15 protein-coding genes and 1 tRNA gene are annotated in these 16,795 nt (G+C 66.4%); 9 read left to right on the top strand and 7 right to left on the bottom strand.

The window, feature by feature from the left end; translation table 11 throughout:
- Positions 1-147 precede the first annotated feature (147 nt).
- Both ASG77_RS14345 and ASG77_RS14350 read right to left on the bottom strand, forming a co-directional pair.
- On the bottom strand, positions 148-885 hold the full coding sequence (locus tag ASG77_RS14345) for a hypothetical protein (protein ID WP_056346667.1): 738 nt from the start codon (positions 883-885) through the stop codon (positions 148-150).
- Positions 882-1,628, bottom strand: coding sequence for a hypothetical protein (locus ASG77_RS14350; protein WP_056346668.1), 747 nt, complete (start codon positions 1,626-1,628; stop codon positions 882-884). Before ASG77_RS14350 ends, ASG77_RS14345 begins: the two co-directional genes overlap by 4 nt.
- A gap of 253 nt (positions 1,629-1,881) precedes the next feature.
- On the opposite strand from ASG77_RS14350, the gene ASG77_RS14355 reads away from it, so the two are divergent.
- Positions 1,882-3,546: an ABC-F family ATP-binding cassette domain-containing protein gene (locus ASG77_RS14355; protein ID WP_056346669.1), complete on the top strand. Its 1,665-nt coding sequence runs from the start codon at positions 1,882-1,884 to the stop codon at positions 3,544-3,546.
- The gene (locus ASG77_RS14360) at positions 3,543-5,456 is read left to right on the top strand and encodes an ABC transporter ATP-binding protein (RefSeq protein WP_056346670.1); all 1,914 of its coding nucleotides are present in this window, start codon (positions 3,543-3,545) and stop codon (positions 5,454-5,456) included. The genes ASG77_RS14355 and ASG77_RS14360 overlap by 4 nt, the downstream gene beginning before the upstream one ends.
- A 60-nt stretch (positions 5,457-5,516) precedes the next feature.
- Here ASG77_RS14360 and ASG77_RS14365 read toward each other — a convergent pair whose 3' ends face one another.
- From ASG77_RS14365 to ASG77_RS14375, 3 genes are all read right to left on the bottom strand, one after another.
- Positions 5,517-5,936: an NUDIX hydrolase gene (locus ASG77_RS14365; protein ID WP_056346672.1), complete on the bottom strand. Its 420-nt coding sequence runs from the start codon at positions 5,934-5,936 to the stop codon at positions 5,517-5,519.
- 33 nt (positions 5,937-5,969) lie between these two features.
- Complete coding sequence (locus tag ASG77_RS14370; RefSeq protein ID WP_200950772.1) at positions 5,970-6,446, bottom strand: DUF6314 family protein; 477 nt, start codon at positions 6,444-6,446, stop codon at positions 5,970-5,972.
- 1 nt (position 6,447) lies between these two features.
- Positions 6,448-6,520 (bottom strand) — tRNA-Arg (locus ASG77_RS14375).
- A gap of 83 nt (positions 6,521-6,603) precedes the next feature.
- Here ASG77_RS14375 and ASG77_RS14380 point away from each other — a divergent pair.
- Positions 6,604-7,371: a DUF998 domain-containing protein gene (locus ASG77_RS14380; RefSeq protein ID WP_056346674.1), complete on the top strand. Its 768-nt coding sequence runs from the start codon at positions 6,604-6,606 to the stop codon at positions 7,369-7,371.
- Here ASG77_RS14380 and ASG77_RS14385 read toward each other — a convergent pair.
- A complete protein-coding gene (locus tag ASG77_RS14385; RefSeq protein ID WP_056346677.1) occupies positions 7,368-7,994 on the bottom strand; it encodes a hypothetical protein in 627 nt (208 codons plus the stop codon). The genes ASG77_RS14380 and ASG77_RS14385 overlap by 4 nt on opposite strands.
- A 32-nt stretch (positions 7,995-8,026) precedes the next feature.
- On the opposite strand from ASG77_RS14385, the gene ASG77_RS14390 reads away from it, so the two are divergent.
- From ASG77_RS14390 to sucD, 5 genes are all read left to right on the top strand, one after another.
- Complete coding sequence (locus ASG77_RS14390) at positions 8,027-8,872, top strand: inositol monophosphatase family protein (RefSeq protein WP_056346679.1); 846 nt, start codon at positions 8,027-8,029, stop codon at positions 8,870-8,872.
- A gap of 98 nt (positions 8,873-8,970) precedes the next feature.
- Complete coding sequence (gene pcrA / locus ASG77_RS14395; RefSeq protein ID WP_056346681.1) at positions 8,971-11,529, top strand: DNA helicase PcrA; 2,559 nt, start codon at positions 8,971-8,973, stop codon at positions 11,527-11,529.
- Between the two features lie 222 nt (positions 11,530-11,751).
- Positions 11,752-12,450, top strand: coding sequence for a hypothetical protein (locus tag ASG77_RS14400; protein ID WP_056346683.1), 699 nt, complete (start codon positions 11,752-11,754; stop codon positions 12,448-12,450).
- A 222-nt stretch (positions 12,451-12,672) separates the two neighbouring features.
- Positions 12,673-13,842, top strand: coding sequence for an ADP-forming succinate--CoA ligase subunit beta (sucC, locus tag ASG77_RS14405; RefSeq protein ID WP_056346685.1), 1,170 nt, complete (start codon positions 12,673-12,675; stop codon positions 13,840-13,842).
- Positions 13,843-13,853: 11 nt separating this feature from the next.
- Complete coding sequence (sucD, locus tag ASG77_RS14410) at positions 13,854-14,756, top strand: succinate--CoA ligase subunit alpha (RefSeq protein ID WP_056346687.1); 903 nt, start codon at positions 13,854-13,856, stop codon at positions 14,754-14,756.
- Between the two features lie 140 nt (positions 14,757-14,896).
- Here the strand turns inward: sucD and ASG77_RS14415 are convergent, their stop codons facing one another.
- Positions 14,897-15,346: a MarR family winged helix-turn-helix transcriptional regulator gene (locus ASG77_RS14415; protein WP_056346690.1), complete on the bottom strand. Its 450-nt coding sequence runs from the start codon at positions 15,344-15,346 to the stop codon at positions 14,897-14,899.
- Between the two features lie 169 nt (positions 15,347-15,515).
- Here ASG77_RS14415 and ASG77_RS14420 point away from each other — a divergent pair, with 169 nt between their 5' ends.
- Positions 15,516-16,760 carry an MFS transporter gene (locus ASG77_RS14420; RefSeq protein WP_056346692.1) on the top strand — a complete coding sequence of 415 codons (1,245 nt, stop codon included), beginning with the start codon at positions 15,516-15,518 and terminating at the stop codon, positions 16,758-16,760.
- Positions 16,761-16,795: the final 35 nt, after the last annotated feature.

The raw sequence follows: 16,795 nt of genomic DNA on the forward strand, positions 1-16,795 counted from the left end.
ACGGCCCGCCACCACTCATCCCCCCAAGGAATGCAAAGACTCAACGGGCCCGGCGTCCAGGAATCTATCCCCGTTCGCGAACACCGGCACCCAACTTCACACATTCATGATTGTGCCATGACTAATGATTTTGTGAAAGTGTGAACGCTACTTTGCAGTAGAAGTCCTTGGCCGCGGGCCGCTCCGCCGGTGCCGGACGCTGGCAACGGCGATCAACGCCAAGCCAAAGACAAAGCAAAGAACCGCGGTGTAGTTGATCAGGAACGTCGCTGCTCCCCAGCTGGGCGGATAGAAGGGAAACAGCAGCGTCAGCGCGATGGCCACCGATCCGGTGCCCAGCAGGAAGGCGGCGATGCGAACCAGGCTGGGCAGCGTGCTGCGGACTGCCCGCACCATGGCCGGCAGCAGGACCAGCGAAACGTACGCAGGGTAGGCGCGGCCTGCGGCACCGTAGTACTGGACCAGATCCCGGTCTTTGTCCTCCTTGCCTGCTACGGCAACCAATCCCGCGGAGGACCCCGCCGTGTCCATCATCAGGAACACAACCACCACCATCAGCGAGGTCAGGCCCAGCACAGCCATTCCGATCCGTCCGGTCAGCAGCCGGTAGGCGTCGTCGGCCCCAAAGCCCCGGGTGACGCGGATGCCCACGAAGAAAATAGCGGCGAAGATGACAAAGCGGAGAAGGAGGTTGGCCAGATTAACACTGCCGAGCGCCTGGTCGATGGCAAGGTACGGTGCCTGGATGCTGAGCAGGATGGCGAGCGTCATCAGCGCAAAGATGTAGAACAGTGTCCGGTTCCTCCCCCTCACGGCACTGGGAACCCGCGCGACGGCCACCAGGCCGCAGACAGTCAGCGTGGACCACTGCAGGATTTCGATCATCCCAGGTTCTCCCAGATCTTTTCGGTTTTCTCGTGGTCATGTTCCTGGCGGCGTAGTGCCCTGCCGAGAGTCTGAAGCCGGTCACCGGCCAAGGTGGTCAGCTCGCCGTCGGACAGGCTGTCCAGGGCGGCCTGCCGGGCTCCGGGAGGCCAGCCGGCCTCAGCCTCCGTGACCAGCCCGGTGGCCACGAGGCCGCTGGCCGGGGCGACGCCGGCGGCAAGGGAGGTGGCAACCGCCAGCTCCGGAGCCAGCCGGTTTGCTGTCAGTTGTGCCGAATAGTTCTGCGGCGCGATTCCGGTGGCTGCGGAGACCCGGTGCCTCAGTTCGCCGTCGTCGATGGCCTCCACCCAGTTCTTGACCGAGGTGGCGTGCGGGGCCGGCTCCAACACGGACGAACCGGCTGGCGCGGCCGCCGCCGGCTCAGCGCCCGGGTCCGCGGCGGAACGGGCCAAAACTGCCCGCAGGAGGTCCGGAGTGGAGATCTGGCTGACCAGTTCGGACCTGCTGGGCGGGCGCGTGTCCGTGAGCTGGCTGTAGGCGTCGAACGCCGCCAGCGCCGAAACGGGATTGACGTTGTACGCCCGGCTGATGCTCACCACCGTAGTCTCTGCCACCTTGCCCCGGACAAGCTGCTGGGCAAGGGTGGTCCGCTTGATGCCGGAGACGCGGCAGATGTCGGACGTGCTCGTGTTGGGGGCGATGCCGTGCAGCCAGCGCTGGAACGCTTTGGCGGGAATTGGCATATCGGCTCTCTGCTGAACGGATGATTGCCCTTTGATTTTAGCCTGACCTTTCGGAGGGCAGTTTGGTGCGGCGTCCTGAGTCGACTATGCTTGATGGTCGAGCCCGTTGGTCCGTACACCCCCCAAGTCCGGACCAGCGGGCTCTTTAGTGCCCCGGCACTTTTCGGGGCGGCACATTGCGGATTCACCGCCGCTTCGGGCCGATTCAGGCGGGCTCCTCCGGCCGGGCGGCGGCGAGAGGATGGACCAACCTATGACTGCAACCCTTGTTGCCAAAGATCTTTCCGGCGGCCACGACCACCGGACGCTGTTCGACAAACTTTCCCTCACGGTGGCCCCCGGCGACGTGGTAGGCGTGGTGGGTGCCAACGGCGCCGGCAAGTCCACCCTGCTGCGCCTGCTGGCCGGCGTGGACCAGCCCAAGAGCGGCAGCGTCAGCCTCGCCCCCTCCGATGCCTTTGTGGGTTGGCTGCCGCAGGAACACGAGCGCGTGGCCGGAGAGACTGTGGCCGGCTACATCGCCCGCCGGACGGGCTGCGCCCAAGCCACCGTAGAGATGGAGTCCACCGCGGAGGCGTTGGGCTCCGGTGCGCCGGGAGCCGATGACGCCTACTCGCTGGCCTTCGACCGCTGGATGGCGTCAGGCGCGGCAGACCTCGACGAACGCATCCCGCCCGTCCTGGCGGACCTGGGCCTGGACACCGGCGCGGACGCTCCCATGACCGGGCTCTCCGGCGGCCAGGCCGCCCGCGTGGCCCTCGCGGCGCTCCTGCTCAGCCGGTTCGACGTTGTGCTGCTGGACGAGCCCACCAACGACCTTGACCTGGCCGGCCTGGCCAAACTGGAAGCGTTTGTGCAGGGACTGCGCGGCGGCGTGGTGCTGGTGTCCCATGACCGCGAGTTCCTGGCCCGCTGTGTGACCACGATCGTGGAATTGGATCTGGCGCAGAATTCCGTGGCGGTCTACGACGGCGGCTATGAGGCCTTCCTGGAGGAGCGCGCGGTGGCGCGACGCCATGCGAGGGAAAAGTTCGAGGAGTTCGCGTCCACCAAGGCAGACCTGGTCTCCCGTGCCCGGACGCAGCGCGAGTGGAGCTCCCAGGGCGTGCGGAACGCCATGAAGAAAAGCCCGGACAATGACAAGATCCGCCGGGCCGCCAGCACCGAGTCATCGGAAAAGCAGGCCCAGAAGGTCCGGCAGATGGAATCCCGGATTGCCCGGCTGGACGTGGTGGAGGAGCCGCGGAAAGAATGGCAGCTGCAGTTCACCATTGGCCAGGCGCCCCGGTCCAGTGCGGTGGTGGCCACCTTGCGTGACGCCGTCGTGAAACAGGGAAGCTTCACGCTGGGCCCGGTGAACCTGCAGCTCAACGCGGGGGAGCGGATCGGCATCACCGGCCCCAACGGAGCCGGCAAATCGACGCTGCTGCGCCTGCTCCTGGGCGTGCAGGCGCCCGACGCCGGCAACGCCGCCATGGGTGCCTCGGTGGCCATCGGCGAAATTGACCAGGCCCGCGGACTGCTGGCCGGCCACCTCAACCTTGCCGACGCCGTCGAAGCCGTGCTCACCGACCTGACAGCGGCGGAGGTCCGCACCTTGCTGGCCAAGTTCGGGCTGAAGGCGGACCACACCACCCGCCCTGTGGATTCCCTGTCGCCGGGCGAACGCACCCGCGCCGCACTGGCGCTGCTGCAGGCCCGCGGGGTGAATCTGCTGGTCCTGGACGAACCCACCAACCACCTGGACCTGCCCGCCATCGAGCAGCTGGAAGAGGCGCTGGGAAGTTATGAGGGCGCTTTGCTGTTAGTAACCCATGACCGGAGGCTGCTCGAGAACGTGCGGCTGGATGTCCGGTGGAATGTGGACAACGGAACGGTAACTGAACTGATGGCAGACGCAACGGAGCAACAGCGATGAGCATGGACGGCGTCGCCTGGCACTCCCTGTACAACATCTCCCGGGCCAAGAACGGCTCCCAGCCCTTCTCCAAGGCCACCCTGAAACGGGTCCTGGGCTTCGCCCGCCCGCACCGGACAAAGCTGATCGCGTTTGTGGCGCTGTCCATTGTGATGGCGTTCCTGGCCGTGGCCACGCCCGTGCTGGCCGGCCAGGTGGTTGATGCCATCGTGGCCAAGGCGGGTACAGACCAAGTGATCCGGCTGGCGCTGCTGATCGCCGTGGTGGCCGTTGCCGAAGCCGGCCTGGGACTGGTGAGCCGCTGGCTTTCGTCCAACATCGGCGAAGGCGTGATTGTGGACCTGCGCACCAGGGTCTTTGACCATGTGCAGAAGATGCCCATCGCATTCTTCACCCGCACCCGCACCGGTGCCCTGGTCAGCCGCCTGAACAACGACGTCATCGGCGCGCAGTCCGCCTTCGCCGGAACGCTGTCCGGCGTGGTCAGCAACGTGGTGGCACTGATCCTGACGCTGATCGTAATGCTCGGGACTTCCTGGCAGGTCACCGTGCTCGCCATGATCCTGCTGCCGATCTTCCTGATCCCCGCCCGCCGGATGGGCTCCAAGCTTGCGGACCTGCGGCGTGAGGCGGCAAACCACAACGCGGCCATGGGAACCCAGATGACCGAGCGCTTCTCCGCTCCGGGCGCCACGCTGGTGAAGCTTTTCGGCCGCCCGGACGAGGAATCCCGCGAGTTCGCTGTCCGGGCCGGCCGGGTCCGTGACATCGGCGTCCGCACGGCCATGCTGCAGTTCACCTTCGTCACCGCGCTGACGCTGGTATCCGCACTCGCCCTGGCCCTGGTCTACGGCCTGGGCGGCTGGCTGGCCATCGGCGGTCAGCTCGCCGCGGGCGACGTTGTGGTGCTGGCCCTGCTGCTGACCCGCCTGTACGCCCCGCTCACCGCCCTGTCCAACGCCCGCGTGGAAATCATGAGCGCGCTGGTCAGCTTCGAGCGGGTTTTCGAGATCCTGGACCTCAAGCCCCTGATCCAGCAAAAGCCCGACGCCGTGTCCATCCCGCCGGGAAACGTTTCGGTGGAGTTTGACGACGTTCGCTTCGCCTACCCCTCGGCGGACAAGGTCTCGCTGGCCTCGCTCGAGGAAGTGTCCACGCTGGACACCCGCGGCGGCGAAGAGGTGCTGCATGGCATCAGTTTCCGGGTGGAACCCGGGCAGACCGTCGCCCTGGTGGGTTCCTCCGGTGCCGGAAAGTCCACTATCGCGCAGCTGCTTTCCCGGCTGTACGACGTCGATTCCGGCGCCGTGCGGCTCGGCGGCACCCTGCCGGGCTCGGGGCTGGACGTCCGGGACGCCACGTTCGATTCCCTGCGGGACACACTGGGTATGGTCACCCAGGACGGGCACCTGTTCCACGAGTCGATCGCTTCCAACCTCCGGCTCGCCCGGCCGGACGCCACCGAGGAGGACATGTGGGACGCCATCCGGCAGGCCCGCCTGGAAACCATGATCCGCTCCCTGCCTGACGGCCTGGACACCGTGGTGGGAGAGCGCGGCTACCGGCTCTCCGGCGGTGAACGCCAGCGCCTCACCATCGCCCGGCTGCTGATTTCCCAGCCCCGGGTTGTCATCCTCGACGAGGCCACCGCCGCGCTGGACTCCACCAACGAAGCCGCCGTGCAGGCGGCCCTGGGCGCCGCGCTCGAGGGGCGCACCGCCGTCGTGATTGCCCACCGGCTGTCCACCATCCGGGCCGCCGACGTCATCCTGGTGGTGGAGGACGGGCGGATCGTGGAACGCGGGAACCATACCGATCTGCTCGCGGCCGAAGGCCGGTACGCCGAGCTGTACCAGACGCAGTTCGCCGAAGCCACGGCCGTGGCAGCGGAAGCCGTTCCGGAGTACTAGCCCCATCGAGGGGTGAGATCCCAGCGCTAAGACCGCCCTATAGCGCCGGGATCTCGCTCCTCAGCGGCGCAGGGTTGCCAGTTCGGGCAGGATGTGGTCCGTCAGGAGCGGGGCGAGGTCCGCTGGCAGCGGCGCGCCCCGGTCCAGCGCCGCCAGGTCCAGCCAGCGGATCTCGGCGATCTCGGCTGACGGGTGCGCGGTCCAGGTTCCGGGTGCGGTAAACACTGTGGCCTCGATGTCCGTGGCGGCCTCGTTGGCGGCGTCGGCGATCCAGACGCCCATCAGCTCCAGTTCGCGCGGATCCACCACGATCCCCACTTCCTCCTGAAGTTCCCGCGCAGCGGCGTGGACGGCGGATTCACCGGCCTCGGGCTTGCCTCCCGGGTGCATAAACATGCTGGTGCCGCGCTTGCGGACGGTCAGGAGCCGGCCGGCCTCGTCGAAGACACAAACGGCGGAGACAACAATGCGGGCTTTCACGGTTCCGAGCCTAGCGTGTTCAGACTTGCCGCTTCAGACTTGCCGCTTCAGGGCGGACGTCAGCAGCAGGTCCTTGCGCGGGCCTGTCACATCCCACGTGTAACTGAACGTGTCAGGGCCTTCGTAGGTGTAGGCCACGCGGTACGTATCGGGATCGCACCAGTGCTGGTCCAGATTGGCCTCCGGACTGAAGCTCATCCGGTGGAAGGGCCGCCCGTCGGCAAAAAACACGTCCAGGGCGTCCGGCCGGTCGGCGGGTTTCAGGAGGTACTCGCGCGTGGCGGGGCCTGTGAAGGTGGGCCAGCGCATGGTGCCTTCCTCACGGAAGGCCAGGCCGCCGTCGTCCGCGGGGGAAAAACGTACGACGCCGGAAAAGGTTCCGTGGTTGCCGGTGGACCGGTCCAGCAGCTGCCGTTCGACGGCCCAGTTTCCCTCAACGGGCAAGTTCCCGGCCTGCGCGGGGCCGAGCAGGTAGGCGCGGAGGTCGAACTCCGGGGAAGGAAGATTCAAGTGCCCTCGATTGGAATCGAACCAACGACACCGGCTTTAGGAGAGCCGTGCTCTATCCACTGAGCTACGAGGGCGCGTGTCCGCTGTTCCGGCAGGGCCGGTCCGTCCGGACACGGATACAAGCATACAAGGTGGGAGGCCGTACTACGCTCTTGGCATGAGATCAGCCCCGACGTCCACCCTCGCCGTGGCCTACCTCCCGGACACCGCCTCGACCCGCCAGTACATCGGTGCCTGGTCCGTCCTGAGTGTCCTGCAGTATTTTGTGGCGGAAGCGGCCGTGATCGGCGCCTGGGGCGGGCCCCAGCCCTACGACCGCCGGACCGGATACATCAGCGACCTCGGCGCGCTTCACTGCGGGATCTACGACGGACGCGATGTGTGTTCGCCGCTGCATTGGCTGATGAACGCCTCGTTTGTGGTCCAGGGGCTGGGCATGCTGGTCGGTGCGCTGCTGCTGGGTTCGGGGCTGCTCTGTGTGGCGGCGAGGGCCGGCGCCCGGGTCCAGCCGGGGCGCCGCAAACCCTGGCAGGCGGCGGTCGCCGTGCGGGTCCTGACCGGTACTGCCGGTGCGGGGACCATGATCGTGGGCCTGGTGCCGGAGGACGTCGGCTCCGGCTGGCACTTCGTCGGGGCCCTGATGTACTTCCTTGCCGGCGCGCTTGCGTTGCTGCTGCTGGGGGCGTTATGGCTGCGGCAGACTCCGCTGGGGTGGTTCGTGCTGGTGTGCGGGCTGGTGTCCCTCGCCGCGCTGGTCACAGGCGGACTGACAGGCCTGGATGTTCCGGAGCCGGGCACCCTGGAGCGGCTGATGGGTTATCCAGTCACCGTGGGCGTGGCGGCGGCGGGCCTGGTGATCGCCCAACGTGTGCACCGGCACCGCAAGGAACAGCGCGGCCGGGTTACTGGGGCGGCGCGGGCCTAGCCGATTTTTGCGGGCCTTTTCCGCAGGAACACAGCCGCGGCCCCGGCCAGCAGGCTGAGGACGAACAGCACCCACCCGGCAACGGTGAGCCCGGACGCCAATGCGACCTGGCCGGCGTCGGCCGTTTCCGATCCCAGCGCGGCGTCGATGGCGACATTGCCCCACAACCGGACCACCACAAAGAGCAGCGGGAGGGCCCAGAGTGCCCAGCGGAGGGTCTTTTTGGCGACGTTGGTCCCGATCAGGAGCAGCCACGTGAAGCCGAAAATGAGCGGGAACAGGGTGCCGGCTGTCTTGTGGACGTAGTTGAGCTGGCCGCGGGCGTCGTTGTCCATGGCGGCGTTCAGTTGGCCGACGTAGCCGGCGTCAAAACCTCCCACGAGCGAGTCGGGCATGGCCAGGCCGCCGGAGAGTTGGGTGAGCTGCTGGAGCGTGAGCAGGTGGACGTACCAGAACAGGAAAAGGCTGACCACGACGCCGGCGATGAGGATCAGGTTGGTGTTGCTCTGGGCCTTCTGCGGCGAACGGCTGGTGGAGGGGTTGATGACCGGCGGGAGGCTGTGCTGCGGAACAGCCGCCTTGGAGCCGTGCTTCTTGATCCGCTGCGCTGGGGTTTTGGCCATGGCACCATTATCCCGCCACCTAAACTGGGTCCATGACCACTGGCCGGCACAGCGCCCTTGAACTTGACCCCGCCCTGGACGACTATCAGCTGGCATCCGCGCTGGTGCGCGAAGCCGGGCAACTGGCGCTCCTGATGCGCATGGCCGGGCTGCAGTCCCAGCAGAAAACCTCCATCTCCGACGTGGTGACCGCCGCGGACCACGCTGCGGAAGCCTACGTGCTGGCGCAGTTGCAGCGCTGCCGGCCGGAGGATGGCATCCTGGGGGAGGAAGGCACCTCTGTGGCCGGCACCAGCGGCCGTACCTGGGTGATCGACCCCGTGGACGGCACCTACAACTTCCTGCACGGATCCACGTACTGGTGCTCGGCCCTCGCACTGAAGGACTCGTCCGATGTGCTGCTCGGCGCGATATTCCAGCCCGAGGAGGACAAGCTCTGGCTCGGCGGAACGGCCCACGCGGCCACGCTGAACGGCGAGGTACTGACCGCTTACCGTGACACGGGCGCTGTCCAGGATGGCGGGGGGCGGAACGCAACCGCGCTCGCCGAACTCGGCGCAGCCACCTACATCCACCCCACCTGGCTGATGGATCCGCTCTGCGCCATGCCCTGGCACGCTGCGGCCACCTCCGCCGCGGCGCTGCGGATGTTCGGCTCCGGGTCCTGCGACCTGGGCCGGGTGGCCGATGGCCAGCTGGGGTGCTGGTTCCAGCACAGCTGCCCGGAATGGGACTGGCTGCCCGGCAAGGCAATCGTCCGGGCCGCCGGCGGCGCCACGGACATGGTCCGGATCAACGGCCTGGACTGGTTCATGGCGGGAGGCACGACGGCGGTGCGGGAGTTGCGTGCGGCCCTCGAGTCTGGCTCGGTGGCCTGAGTCCGGGCCGCCTTTTGCGCGCTTCCCGGGTGGGGAGCACGGTGTTATCCACAGGCTGGACCTGACTGTCAGCCCCACCGCCTAGACTTGTAGGCACCATGGATATGTTGTTTGACCCGTACTCTGACGGACCCTTCAAGGCCGCCGCGCCAGCCTCCGCCCGTACCAAGTCGCGCCCGGAAGGCCTTGCCGCGGCCGCCGAATTCGGTGGCGGCGGGTCTGGCGGCGGGTCTGGCGGCGGGTCCGGGGGCGGACCGGCCAGCTGGGCCAACCAGCAGCCCTCTCATGACGGCAACGGCGAGCCGGCCCACCACCGGCCGAATGCCGAAGAACTCCTGCAGGGGCTTAACCCGCAGCAGGAGGAAGCCGTCAAGCACGCCGGCGGCGCCCTGCTTATTGTGGCCGGCGCCGGCTCGGGAAAGACCCGCGTCCTCAGTAATCGGATCGCGTACCTCATTGCCACGCACCGCGCGCATCACGGTGAGATCCTGGCCATCACGTTCACCAACAAGGCCGCCGCCGAGATGCGGGAGCGCATCGCGGCGCTGGTTGGTGGACGGGCCAAGATCATGTGGATCTCCACGTTCCACTCATCCTGCGTGCGTATCCTGCGCCAGGAGGCCGCCAACGTCGGCCGGAAGTCGAACTTCTCCATCTACGACTCCGCGGACTCGCTGCGGCTGGTCATCCAGGTCTCCAAGAGCCTGGACCTGGACCCCAAGAAGTTCGCGCCCAAGGCCATCCAGCACAAGATCTCCGCGCTCAAGAACGAGCTCATCGACGCCGATTCCTACGCGTCCTCCGCGAACTACAACGATCCCTTCGAGTCCGCCGTGGCTGACGTCTTCAAGGGCTACACCCAGCGGCTGCGCCAGGCCAACGCCATGGACTTCGATGACCTCATCGCCGAGACCGTCTACATGTTCCGCGCCTTCCCGGCGCTGGCCGATTCCTACCGGCGGAGGTTCCGGCACGTCCTCGTGGACGAGTACCAGGACACCAACCATGCCCAGTACGCCCTGGTCCGCGAGATTGTGGGTGAGGGCCCCGGTGCGTCCGAGCTCACCGTCGTCGGCGACTCCGACCAGTCCATCTATGCTTTCCGCGGTGCCGACATCCGCAACATCGTGGAGTTCGAGAAGGACTACCCGGACGCCCGCACCATCAAACTGGAGCAGAACTACCGCTCCACCCAGAACATCCTCAGCGCGGCCAACTCCGTGATCTCACGCAACCCCAACCGCCCCGACAAGCGGCTGTGGACCGCCGAGGGCGAGGGCCACAAGATCATCGGCTACGTGGGCGAGAACGAGCACGCCGAGGCCCAGTTCATTGCCAAGGAGATTGACCGGCTCCAGGACGAGGACAACCTCCGCCCCGGTGACGTGGCCATTTTCTACCGCACCAACGCGCAGTCCCGTTCCATTGAAGACGTGCTGGTCCGGGTTGGCCTGCCGTACAAGGTGGTGGGCGGCACCCGCTTCTACGACCGGAAGGAAATCAAGGACGCCCTCGCGTATCTCCGCGTTCTGGTGAACCCGGACGACGACGTCAACCTGCGCCGGGTGCTCAACGAACCCAAGCGCGGCATTGGTGACCGCGCCGAAGGTGCCGTGGCCGCACTGGCCGAGCGCGAACGGATGTCGTTCATGGCCGCCGCCCGGCGGGCTGAAGAAGCTCCCGGCATGGCCACCCGTTCCGTCAACGCTGTCCTCGGGTTTGTAAAACTGCTGGACGACCTTGCAGAGGTTGCCTCCGGTTCAGGTGCCGCCGCCGCGCTGGAGGCCGTCCTGGAACAGACCGGCTACCTCGCCGGGCTGCGTTCCAGCACTGATCCACAGGACGAGTCCCGTGTGGAGAACCTGGCGGAACTCGTCGCCGTCGTACGTGAATACGAACAGGAGAACCCGGAAGGTTCCCTGGGCGCATTCCTGGAACAGGTGTCCCTGGTGGCAGACGCGGACCAGATCCCGGACGCCCCCGGCGCGGACATCGACGCCGCCGTGGCCGAAGCCAAACGCCTGGGCGTGGTCACGCTGATGACCCTCCACACCGCCAAGGGGCTCGAATTCCCGGTGGTGTTCCTGACCGGCATGGAACACGGGCTGTTCCCGCACCAGCGCTCGGCCACGGACCCCAAGGAACTCGCCGAGGAACGCCGGCTGGCCTACGTGGGCCTCACCCGCGCGCGCAAGCGCCTCTATGTCACCCGGTCAGAAGTCCGCAGCATGTGGGGCCAAAGCCAGTACAACCCGGCCAGCCAGTTCCTCGAGGAAATTCCCGCCGAGCTGCTGGACTGGAAACGCGAAGGCACCAGCCGGCAGTCCGGCGGGTGGGGGAGCAGCAGCGCGTCGATCGGTTCCAGCCGTTACGGCGGATCCTTCTGGGGCGCCGGCACGTCCCGCGGCGCGGCCGCCGATTCGTCGGCGGGCTTCAACGCGGACGTTCCCGCAGCGATCGCCAAGAACCGGGTCCAGCCGCAGAAGGAGATTGTGGCCGTCAGCGTGGGCGATAAGGTCAACCACACCAGCTTCGGCAACGGCACCGTGCTGGCGCTGGAAGGCGCGGGGGACAAAACGGTGGCCAAGGTGAAGTTCAGCGTCGGCGAGAAGCGACTGCTGCTCCGCTACGCGCCACTCACGAAGCTCGACGCCTGACCACGCTTGCCCTTGTCCGGGCACCCCGAGGGCCTTCGGCTCGAGGAGAGTCCCGCCGTCGTGGGCCACTTTGAGCGGCTTAACCCGCAAAACCGGCCGAAGCGGCGGCGTGTCCGAGTCGAAGTGCCCCATTTACGCCGGACGAGCGGCCCAAGACCAGCCGTGGAGTCCGCGGTGACGCGCCCGGCGTCCTGAGACCGCTGCCGGGGCATAATGTAGGCCATGCGACGGACTGTATTGGGGATCCTGGCCGCCCTCTTCGTGGTGACCGGCACTGCCTGCAGTATCACCACCGAGGACCCGGGCTATGTGGCTCCGCCGCCGCTGCCGGCCATGGAACAACTGGAACAGGCAGCACTGGCCGACCCCGCCGCGTTCAAGGCCAGCGGGGATGTCCTGTCCTTCATCACTGAGGACCGGAACATTGTGTGCTCCCTGACATCGGCCCGTGGGGAACACCTCAACCTCCCGTATGAGTCGAACAGCTTCAGTGATGCGGCCAACAACAAGCTCGCCACCGTCCCGGTGGCACATTGCGAGCTTGCCGGTTACCCCAAGCCTGCCGCGGGCGACATCAAGGACGACTGCGCCGGCACCGGCCTGGGGTATCTGGGCGGAGCGGCGCTGCTCAGCCCGGACAAGGCAACGTACGGGGAGTGCCGTTCCGGCGTCACACAAATGGAGGCAGCCTACGGACCCAAGGGAAACAAGAGCGGCCCGCTGACGGAACTGCGGGTCCTCGCCGAGGGCCAGAACCTGGAACGGAACGGGCTGCGCTGTTCGGCCCATAACGGCGGCGTGGCGTGCGGAAACGTCTCGGCCGGCGTCGGATTCTTCGTGGCCCGGGACCGCTACGAACTTATTTCCAAGGACGCCGCAACAGCCTCCCCGGCACCCGCGGAGGCCTCAAAAACCCCGTAATCTAGGCGTTTTTCTACGCTCCATAGAATAGTGTCGTTACTCACATAAGCGGTAGTGTGGAACGGGCCGGTCCTCTGAGAGGGCTAGAGTTCCGAATGGAGCATTGCGCTGTGGGGCCCGTTTCCGGACTGGTCGCAGGTGCAGGCAATCCGCAGCCCGGTCATCGTCTTCGGCGGTGCCCGACTGTACAGAAACTACTTCGACGTAGAAGGACACTAAACCGTGGACCTGTTTGAATACCAGGCGCGCGATATGTTCGAGGCGCACGGTGTACCCGTGCTTGCCGGCATCGTGGCGTACACCCCAGAAGAAGCAAAGGCAGCTGCCGAGAAAATCGGCGGCGTAACTGTCGTTAAGGCCCAGGTTAAGGCTGGTGGCCGCGGTAAGGCTGGCGGCGTCAAGGTTGCCAAGACCGCCGATGAGGCGTTTGAGCACTCCACCAACATCCTGGGCATGGACATCAAGGGCCACACCGTCAACAAGGTGATGATTGCCCAGGGTGCCGACATTGCCGAGGAGTACTACTTCTCCGTCCTGCTGGACCGGGCCAACCGCAACTACCTGGCTATGTGCTCGGTAGAAGGTGGCATGGAAATCGAACAGCTCGCCGTCGAACGCCCTGAGGCGCTCGCCAAGATTGCCATCGACCCCGCTGTGGGCATCGACCAGGCCAAGGCTGACGAAATCGTCGCAGCTGCAGGCTTCGATGAGGAACTGCGCGGCAAGGTCGCCGCCGTGATCCTCAAGCTCTGGGACGTCTTCAAGAAGGAAGACGCCACCCTCGTGGAGGTCAACCCGCTGGTCAAGACCGGCGCGGGCGACATCGTGGCACTGGACGGCAAGGTCTCCCTCGACGAGAACGCCGAGTTCCGCCACGCCAAGCACGCCCTCCTTGAAGACAAGGACGCTGCAGATCCGCTCGAGGCCAAGGCCAAGGCGCAGGACCTGAACTACGTCAAGCTGGACGGCGAAGTGGGCATCATCGGCAACGGTGCAGGCCTGGTCATGTCCACCCTGGACGTTGTTGCCTACGCCGGTGAAAACCACGGCAACGTCAAGCCTGCCAACTTCCTGGACATCGGCGGTGGAGCTTCCGCCGAGGTCATGGCTGCCGGCCTCGACGTCATCCTGGGCGACCCGCAGGTCAAGTCCGTATTCGTGAACGTCTTCGGTGGCATCACCGCGTGTGACGCCGTCGCCAAGGGCATCGTTGGCGCGCTGGCCGAGCTGGGCCACTCCGCGAACAAGCCGCTGGTAGTCCGCCTCGACGGCAACAACGTTGAGGAAGGCCGCCGCATCCTGGCCGAGGCCAACCACCCGCTGGTTACCCTGGCCGCCACCATGGACGAGGGCGCCGACAAGGCCGCCGAGCTCGCCAACGCAGCTAAGTAAAGGGACGCACCATGTCTATCTATCTGAACAAGGACTCCAAGGTCATCGTCCAGGGCATCACCGGCGGCGAAGGCACCAAGCACACCGCCCTGATGCTGAAGGCCGGCACCAACATTGTTGGTGGCGTCAACGCCCGTAAGGCCGGCACCACGGTCCTGCACGGCGACACCGAGATCAACGTTTTTGGCACCGTCAAGGAAGCCATTGCCGAAACCGGCGCCGACGTCTCCATCGTCTTCGTCCCGCCGGCATTCACCAAGAATGCCGTGGTTGAAGCCATCGAAGCAGGCATCGGCCTGGTCGTTGTCATCACCGAAGGCGTGCCCGTCCAGGACTCCGCCGAGTTCTGGGCACTGGCCCAGTCCACGGTTGACGCCGACGGCAAGCAGGTCACCCGCATCATCGGACCGAACTGCCCCGGCATCATCACCCCCGGCGAAGCGCTGGTTGGCATCACGCCGAACAACATCACGGGCAAGGGCCCCATCGGCCTGGTTTCCAAGTCCGGAACCCTGACCTACCAGATGATGTACGAGCTGCGCGACCTTGGCTTCTCCACCGCCATCGGTATCGGCGGCGACCCCGTCATCGGCACCACGCACATCGACGCCCTGGCCGCGTTCGAGGCCGACCCCGAGACGAAGGCGATCGTGATGATCGGCGAAATCGGTGGCGACGCTGAAGAGCGTGCTGCCGACTACATCAAGGCACACGTCACCAAGCCGGTTGTTGGCTACGTTGCCGGCTTCACCGCTCCCGAAGGCAAGACCATGGGCCACGCCGGCGCCATCGTCTCCGGTTCCGCCGGAACCGCCCAGGCCAAGAAGGAAGCCCTCGAGGCTGCAGGCGTGAAGGTCGGCAAGACGCCGTCCGAGACCGCCAAGCTGCTGCGCGAAGTCTACGCAGCGCTCTAGCACCAAAAAGTGCAACGCGGGGTCACTCCCTGCCCGTTCCAGAGGTTGGATCGGGTACGGAGTGACCCCGCGTTCTTGGTTAAGTACGACGGCGGACGGTCACCTTCTTCTGAAGGTGACCGTCCGCCGTCGTGCTTGAACTAGGCGTTCGCGTGGAGCCGGGGGAGTGCGTCCACCAGCGCGGCCAGCTCGGGAATCTCCTGGGCCTCGGCCAGGGCGCGCTCCAGCGTGGCGTCATGGACCGGGCGCGTTTCCTCCAGCAGGGCGATGCCGCTGGGCGTGAGCTCGGTGTAGATGCCGCGGCGGTCGTCCGCGCAGAGGATCCGGGTCAGCAGGGCGCGGTCCTCAAGCCTGTTGACCAGCCGGGTGGTGGCGCTGGCGCTGAGGGCTGTGGCGCGGGCGAGCTGCTGCATGCGCATATGCCAGCCGTCCTGGCGGCTGAGCGCATCCAGCACGGTGTACTCCACCACTGACAGCTTTGATTCGGCCTGCAGGGAGCGTTCCAGCTCACCCTCGATCAGGCCGTGCAGCGCCGCGAGCGTGCGCCAACCCTGTGCCCGGACCTCCACGGCGTCGTCCTTGATGCCCATCTGTCTTTCCTCTCGCGGGTGCTCCAGCTGCCTGGCGGCGTGAGGCGGAGCACAATCGATAATAGTTGCTTGCGCGGTGTATCTGCTTGTGCAACAATAAATAACGCGTCTGCAACTACTAGCTTACGCGTTCTATCTCATTCCGTACAGTTTTCAAAGGAGCATCCCCATGCCCATTGGCCTGATAGCCCTCGCCCTCGGCGGGTTCGGCATCGGACTCACCGAGTTCGTGATCATGGGCCTGCTGCCCGAGGTTGCCGCCGACTTCCAGGTCAGCGAGGCCACGGCCGGCTGGCTGATCTCCGGCTACGCTCTTGCCGTGGTCGTCGGCGCATTGGTGCTGACTGCCGCGGTGACCCGCTTCGAACGCAAGCCCGTCCTCGCCGTCCTGCTGGTGCTGTTCATCGCCGGCAACCTCGTCTCCGCCATCGCTCCCGATTACGGGATGATGATGATCGGCCGGATCATCGCCGCCCTGGCGCACGGTGCCTTCTTCGGGATCGGAGCCGTGGTGGCCGCGGACATGGTTGCCCCCACCAAAAAGGCCGGCGCCATCGCCATCATGTTCACCGGGCTCACCGCCGCCAACGTCCTGGGCGTGCCGTTCGGCACCATGCTGGGACAGGCGGCAGGCTGGCGCTCGACGTTCTGGGCCATCACCGTCATCGGAGTCATCGCCCTGGCGGGCATCCTCGCGCTGGTTCCGAAGACCGGCCATGGGGACACCACGCCCGGAACCCTGAGCAGTGAACTGCGCGCCTTCCGTTCCGGCCAGGTGTGGCTGTCCATCCTCGTTACGATCCTCGGCTACGGCGGTATGTTCGGCGCCTTCACATACATCGCCTTCACCCTCACCGAGGTCTCCGGCTTCGCGGCTTCCACCGTGCCGTGGCTGCTGATCGTCTTCGGTGTGGGCCTCTTTGTCGGGAACACCATCGGCGGCAAGGCGGCGGACCGCAACGTGGACCGCACGCTCGTTGTGGTGCTCTCCGTACTGGTGGTTGTACTCGTCGGCTTTGCCCTGACCGCCGGCAACCAGGCGCTCACCGTCGCCTCTATCGTCCTGATGGGCGGCTTCGGCTTCGCCACGGTGCCGGGACTGCAAATGCGTGTGATGAAGTACGCCTCCAGCGCCCCCACCCTCGCGTCCGGCGCCAACATCGGCGCCTTCAACGTCGGCAACGCCCTCGGCGCCTGGCTCGGCGGAGTGACCATCACCGCCGGACTCGGCTACACCTCACCCATCTGGGCAGGGGCCGGCATCACCCTGCTGGGGCTCGTGGTGATGATCATCGCCGCCGTCGGAGCCAAGCGGGCCGTCCGGCACGCATCCTCTGAAGCCAGCGCCAGCGCCAACGCCAACGCCGCCTCCGGCGAACGCGTGGCTGCCGAGCCCGTCGCCGTCCTGCACTAAACCTTCAAACCGCAATCCTCAACCTGCAACAGGAG

The sequence above is a fragment of the Arthrobacter sp. Soil762 genome (assembly GCF_001428335.1).
Taxonomy (GTDB): Bacteria; Actinomycetota; Actinomycetes; order Actinomycetales; family Micrococcaceae; genus Arthrobacter.

Bases quoted from the DNA above. Each gene is read 5' to 3' on its own strand.
- ASG77_RS14345 (WP_056346667.1), bottom strand. From the start codon at position 885: ATGATCGAAATCCTGCAGTGGTCCACGCTGACTGTCTGCGGCCTGGTG.
- ASG77_RS14350 (WP_056346668.1), bottom strand. From the start codon at position 1,628: ATGCCAATTCCCGCCAAAGCGTTCCAGCGCTGGCTGCACGGCATCGCC.
- ASG77_RS14355 (WP_056346669.1), top strand. From the start codon at position 1,882: ATGACTGCAACCCTTGTTGCCAAAGATCTTTCCGGCGGCCACGACCAC.
- ASG77_RS14360 (WP_056346670.1), top strand. From the start codon at position 3,543: ATGAGCATGGACGGCGTCGCCTGGCACTCCCTGTACAACATCTCCCGG.
- ASG77_RS14380 (WP_056346674.1), top strand. From the start codon at position 6,604: ATGAGATCAGCCCCGACGTCCACCCTCGCCGTGGCCTACCTCCCGGAC.
- ASG77_RS14385 (WP_056346677.1), bottom strand. From the start codon at position 7,994: ATGGCCAAAACCCCAGCGCAGCGGATCAAGAAGCACGGCTCCAAGGCG.
- ASG77_RS14390 (WP_056346679.1), top strand. From the start codon at position 8,027: ATGACCACTGGCCGGCACAGCGCCCTTGAACTTGACCCCGCCCTGGAC.
- pcrA (WP_056346681.1), top strand. From the start codon at position 8,971: ATGGATATGTTGTTTGACCCGTACTCTGACGGACCCTTCAAGGCCGCC.
- ASG77_RS14400 (WP_056346683.1), top strand. From the start codon at position 11,752: ATGCGACGGACTGTATTGGGGATCCTGGCCGCCCTCTTCGTGGTGACC.
- sucD (WP_056346687.1), top strand. From the start codon at position 13,854: ATGTCTATCTATCTGAACAAGGACTCCAAGGTCATCGTCCAGGGCATC.
- ASG77_RS14415 (WP_056346690.1), bottom strand. From the start codon at position 15,346: ATGGGCATCAAGGACGACGCCGTGGAGGTCCGGGCACAGGGTTGGCGC.
- ASG77_RS14420 (WP_056346692.1), top strand. From the start codon at position 15,516: ATGCCCATTGGCCTGATAGCCCTCGCCCTCGGCGGGTTCGGCATCGGA.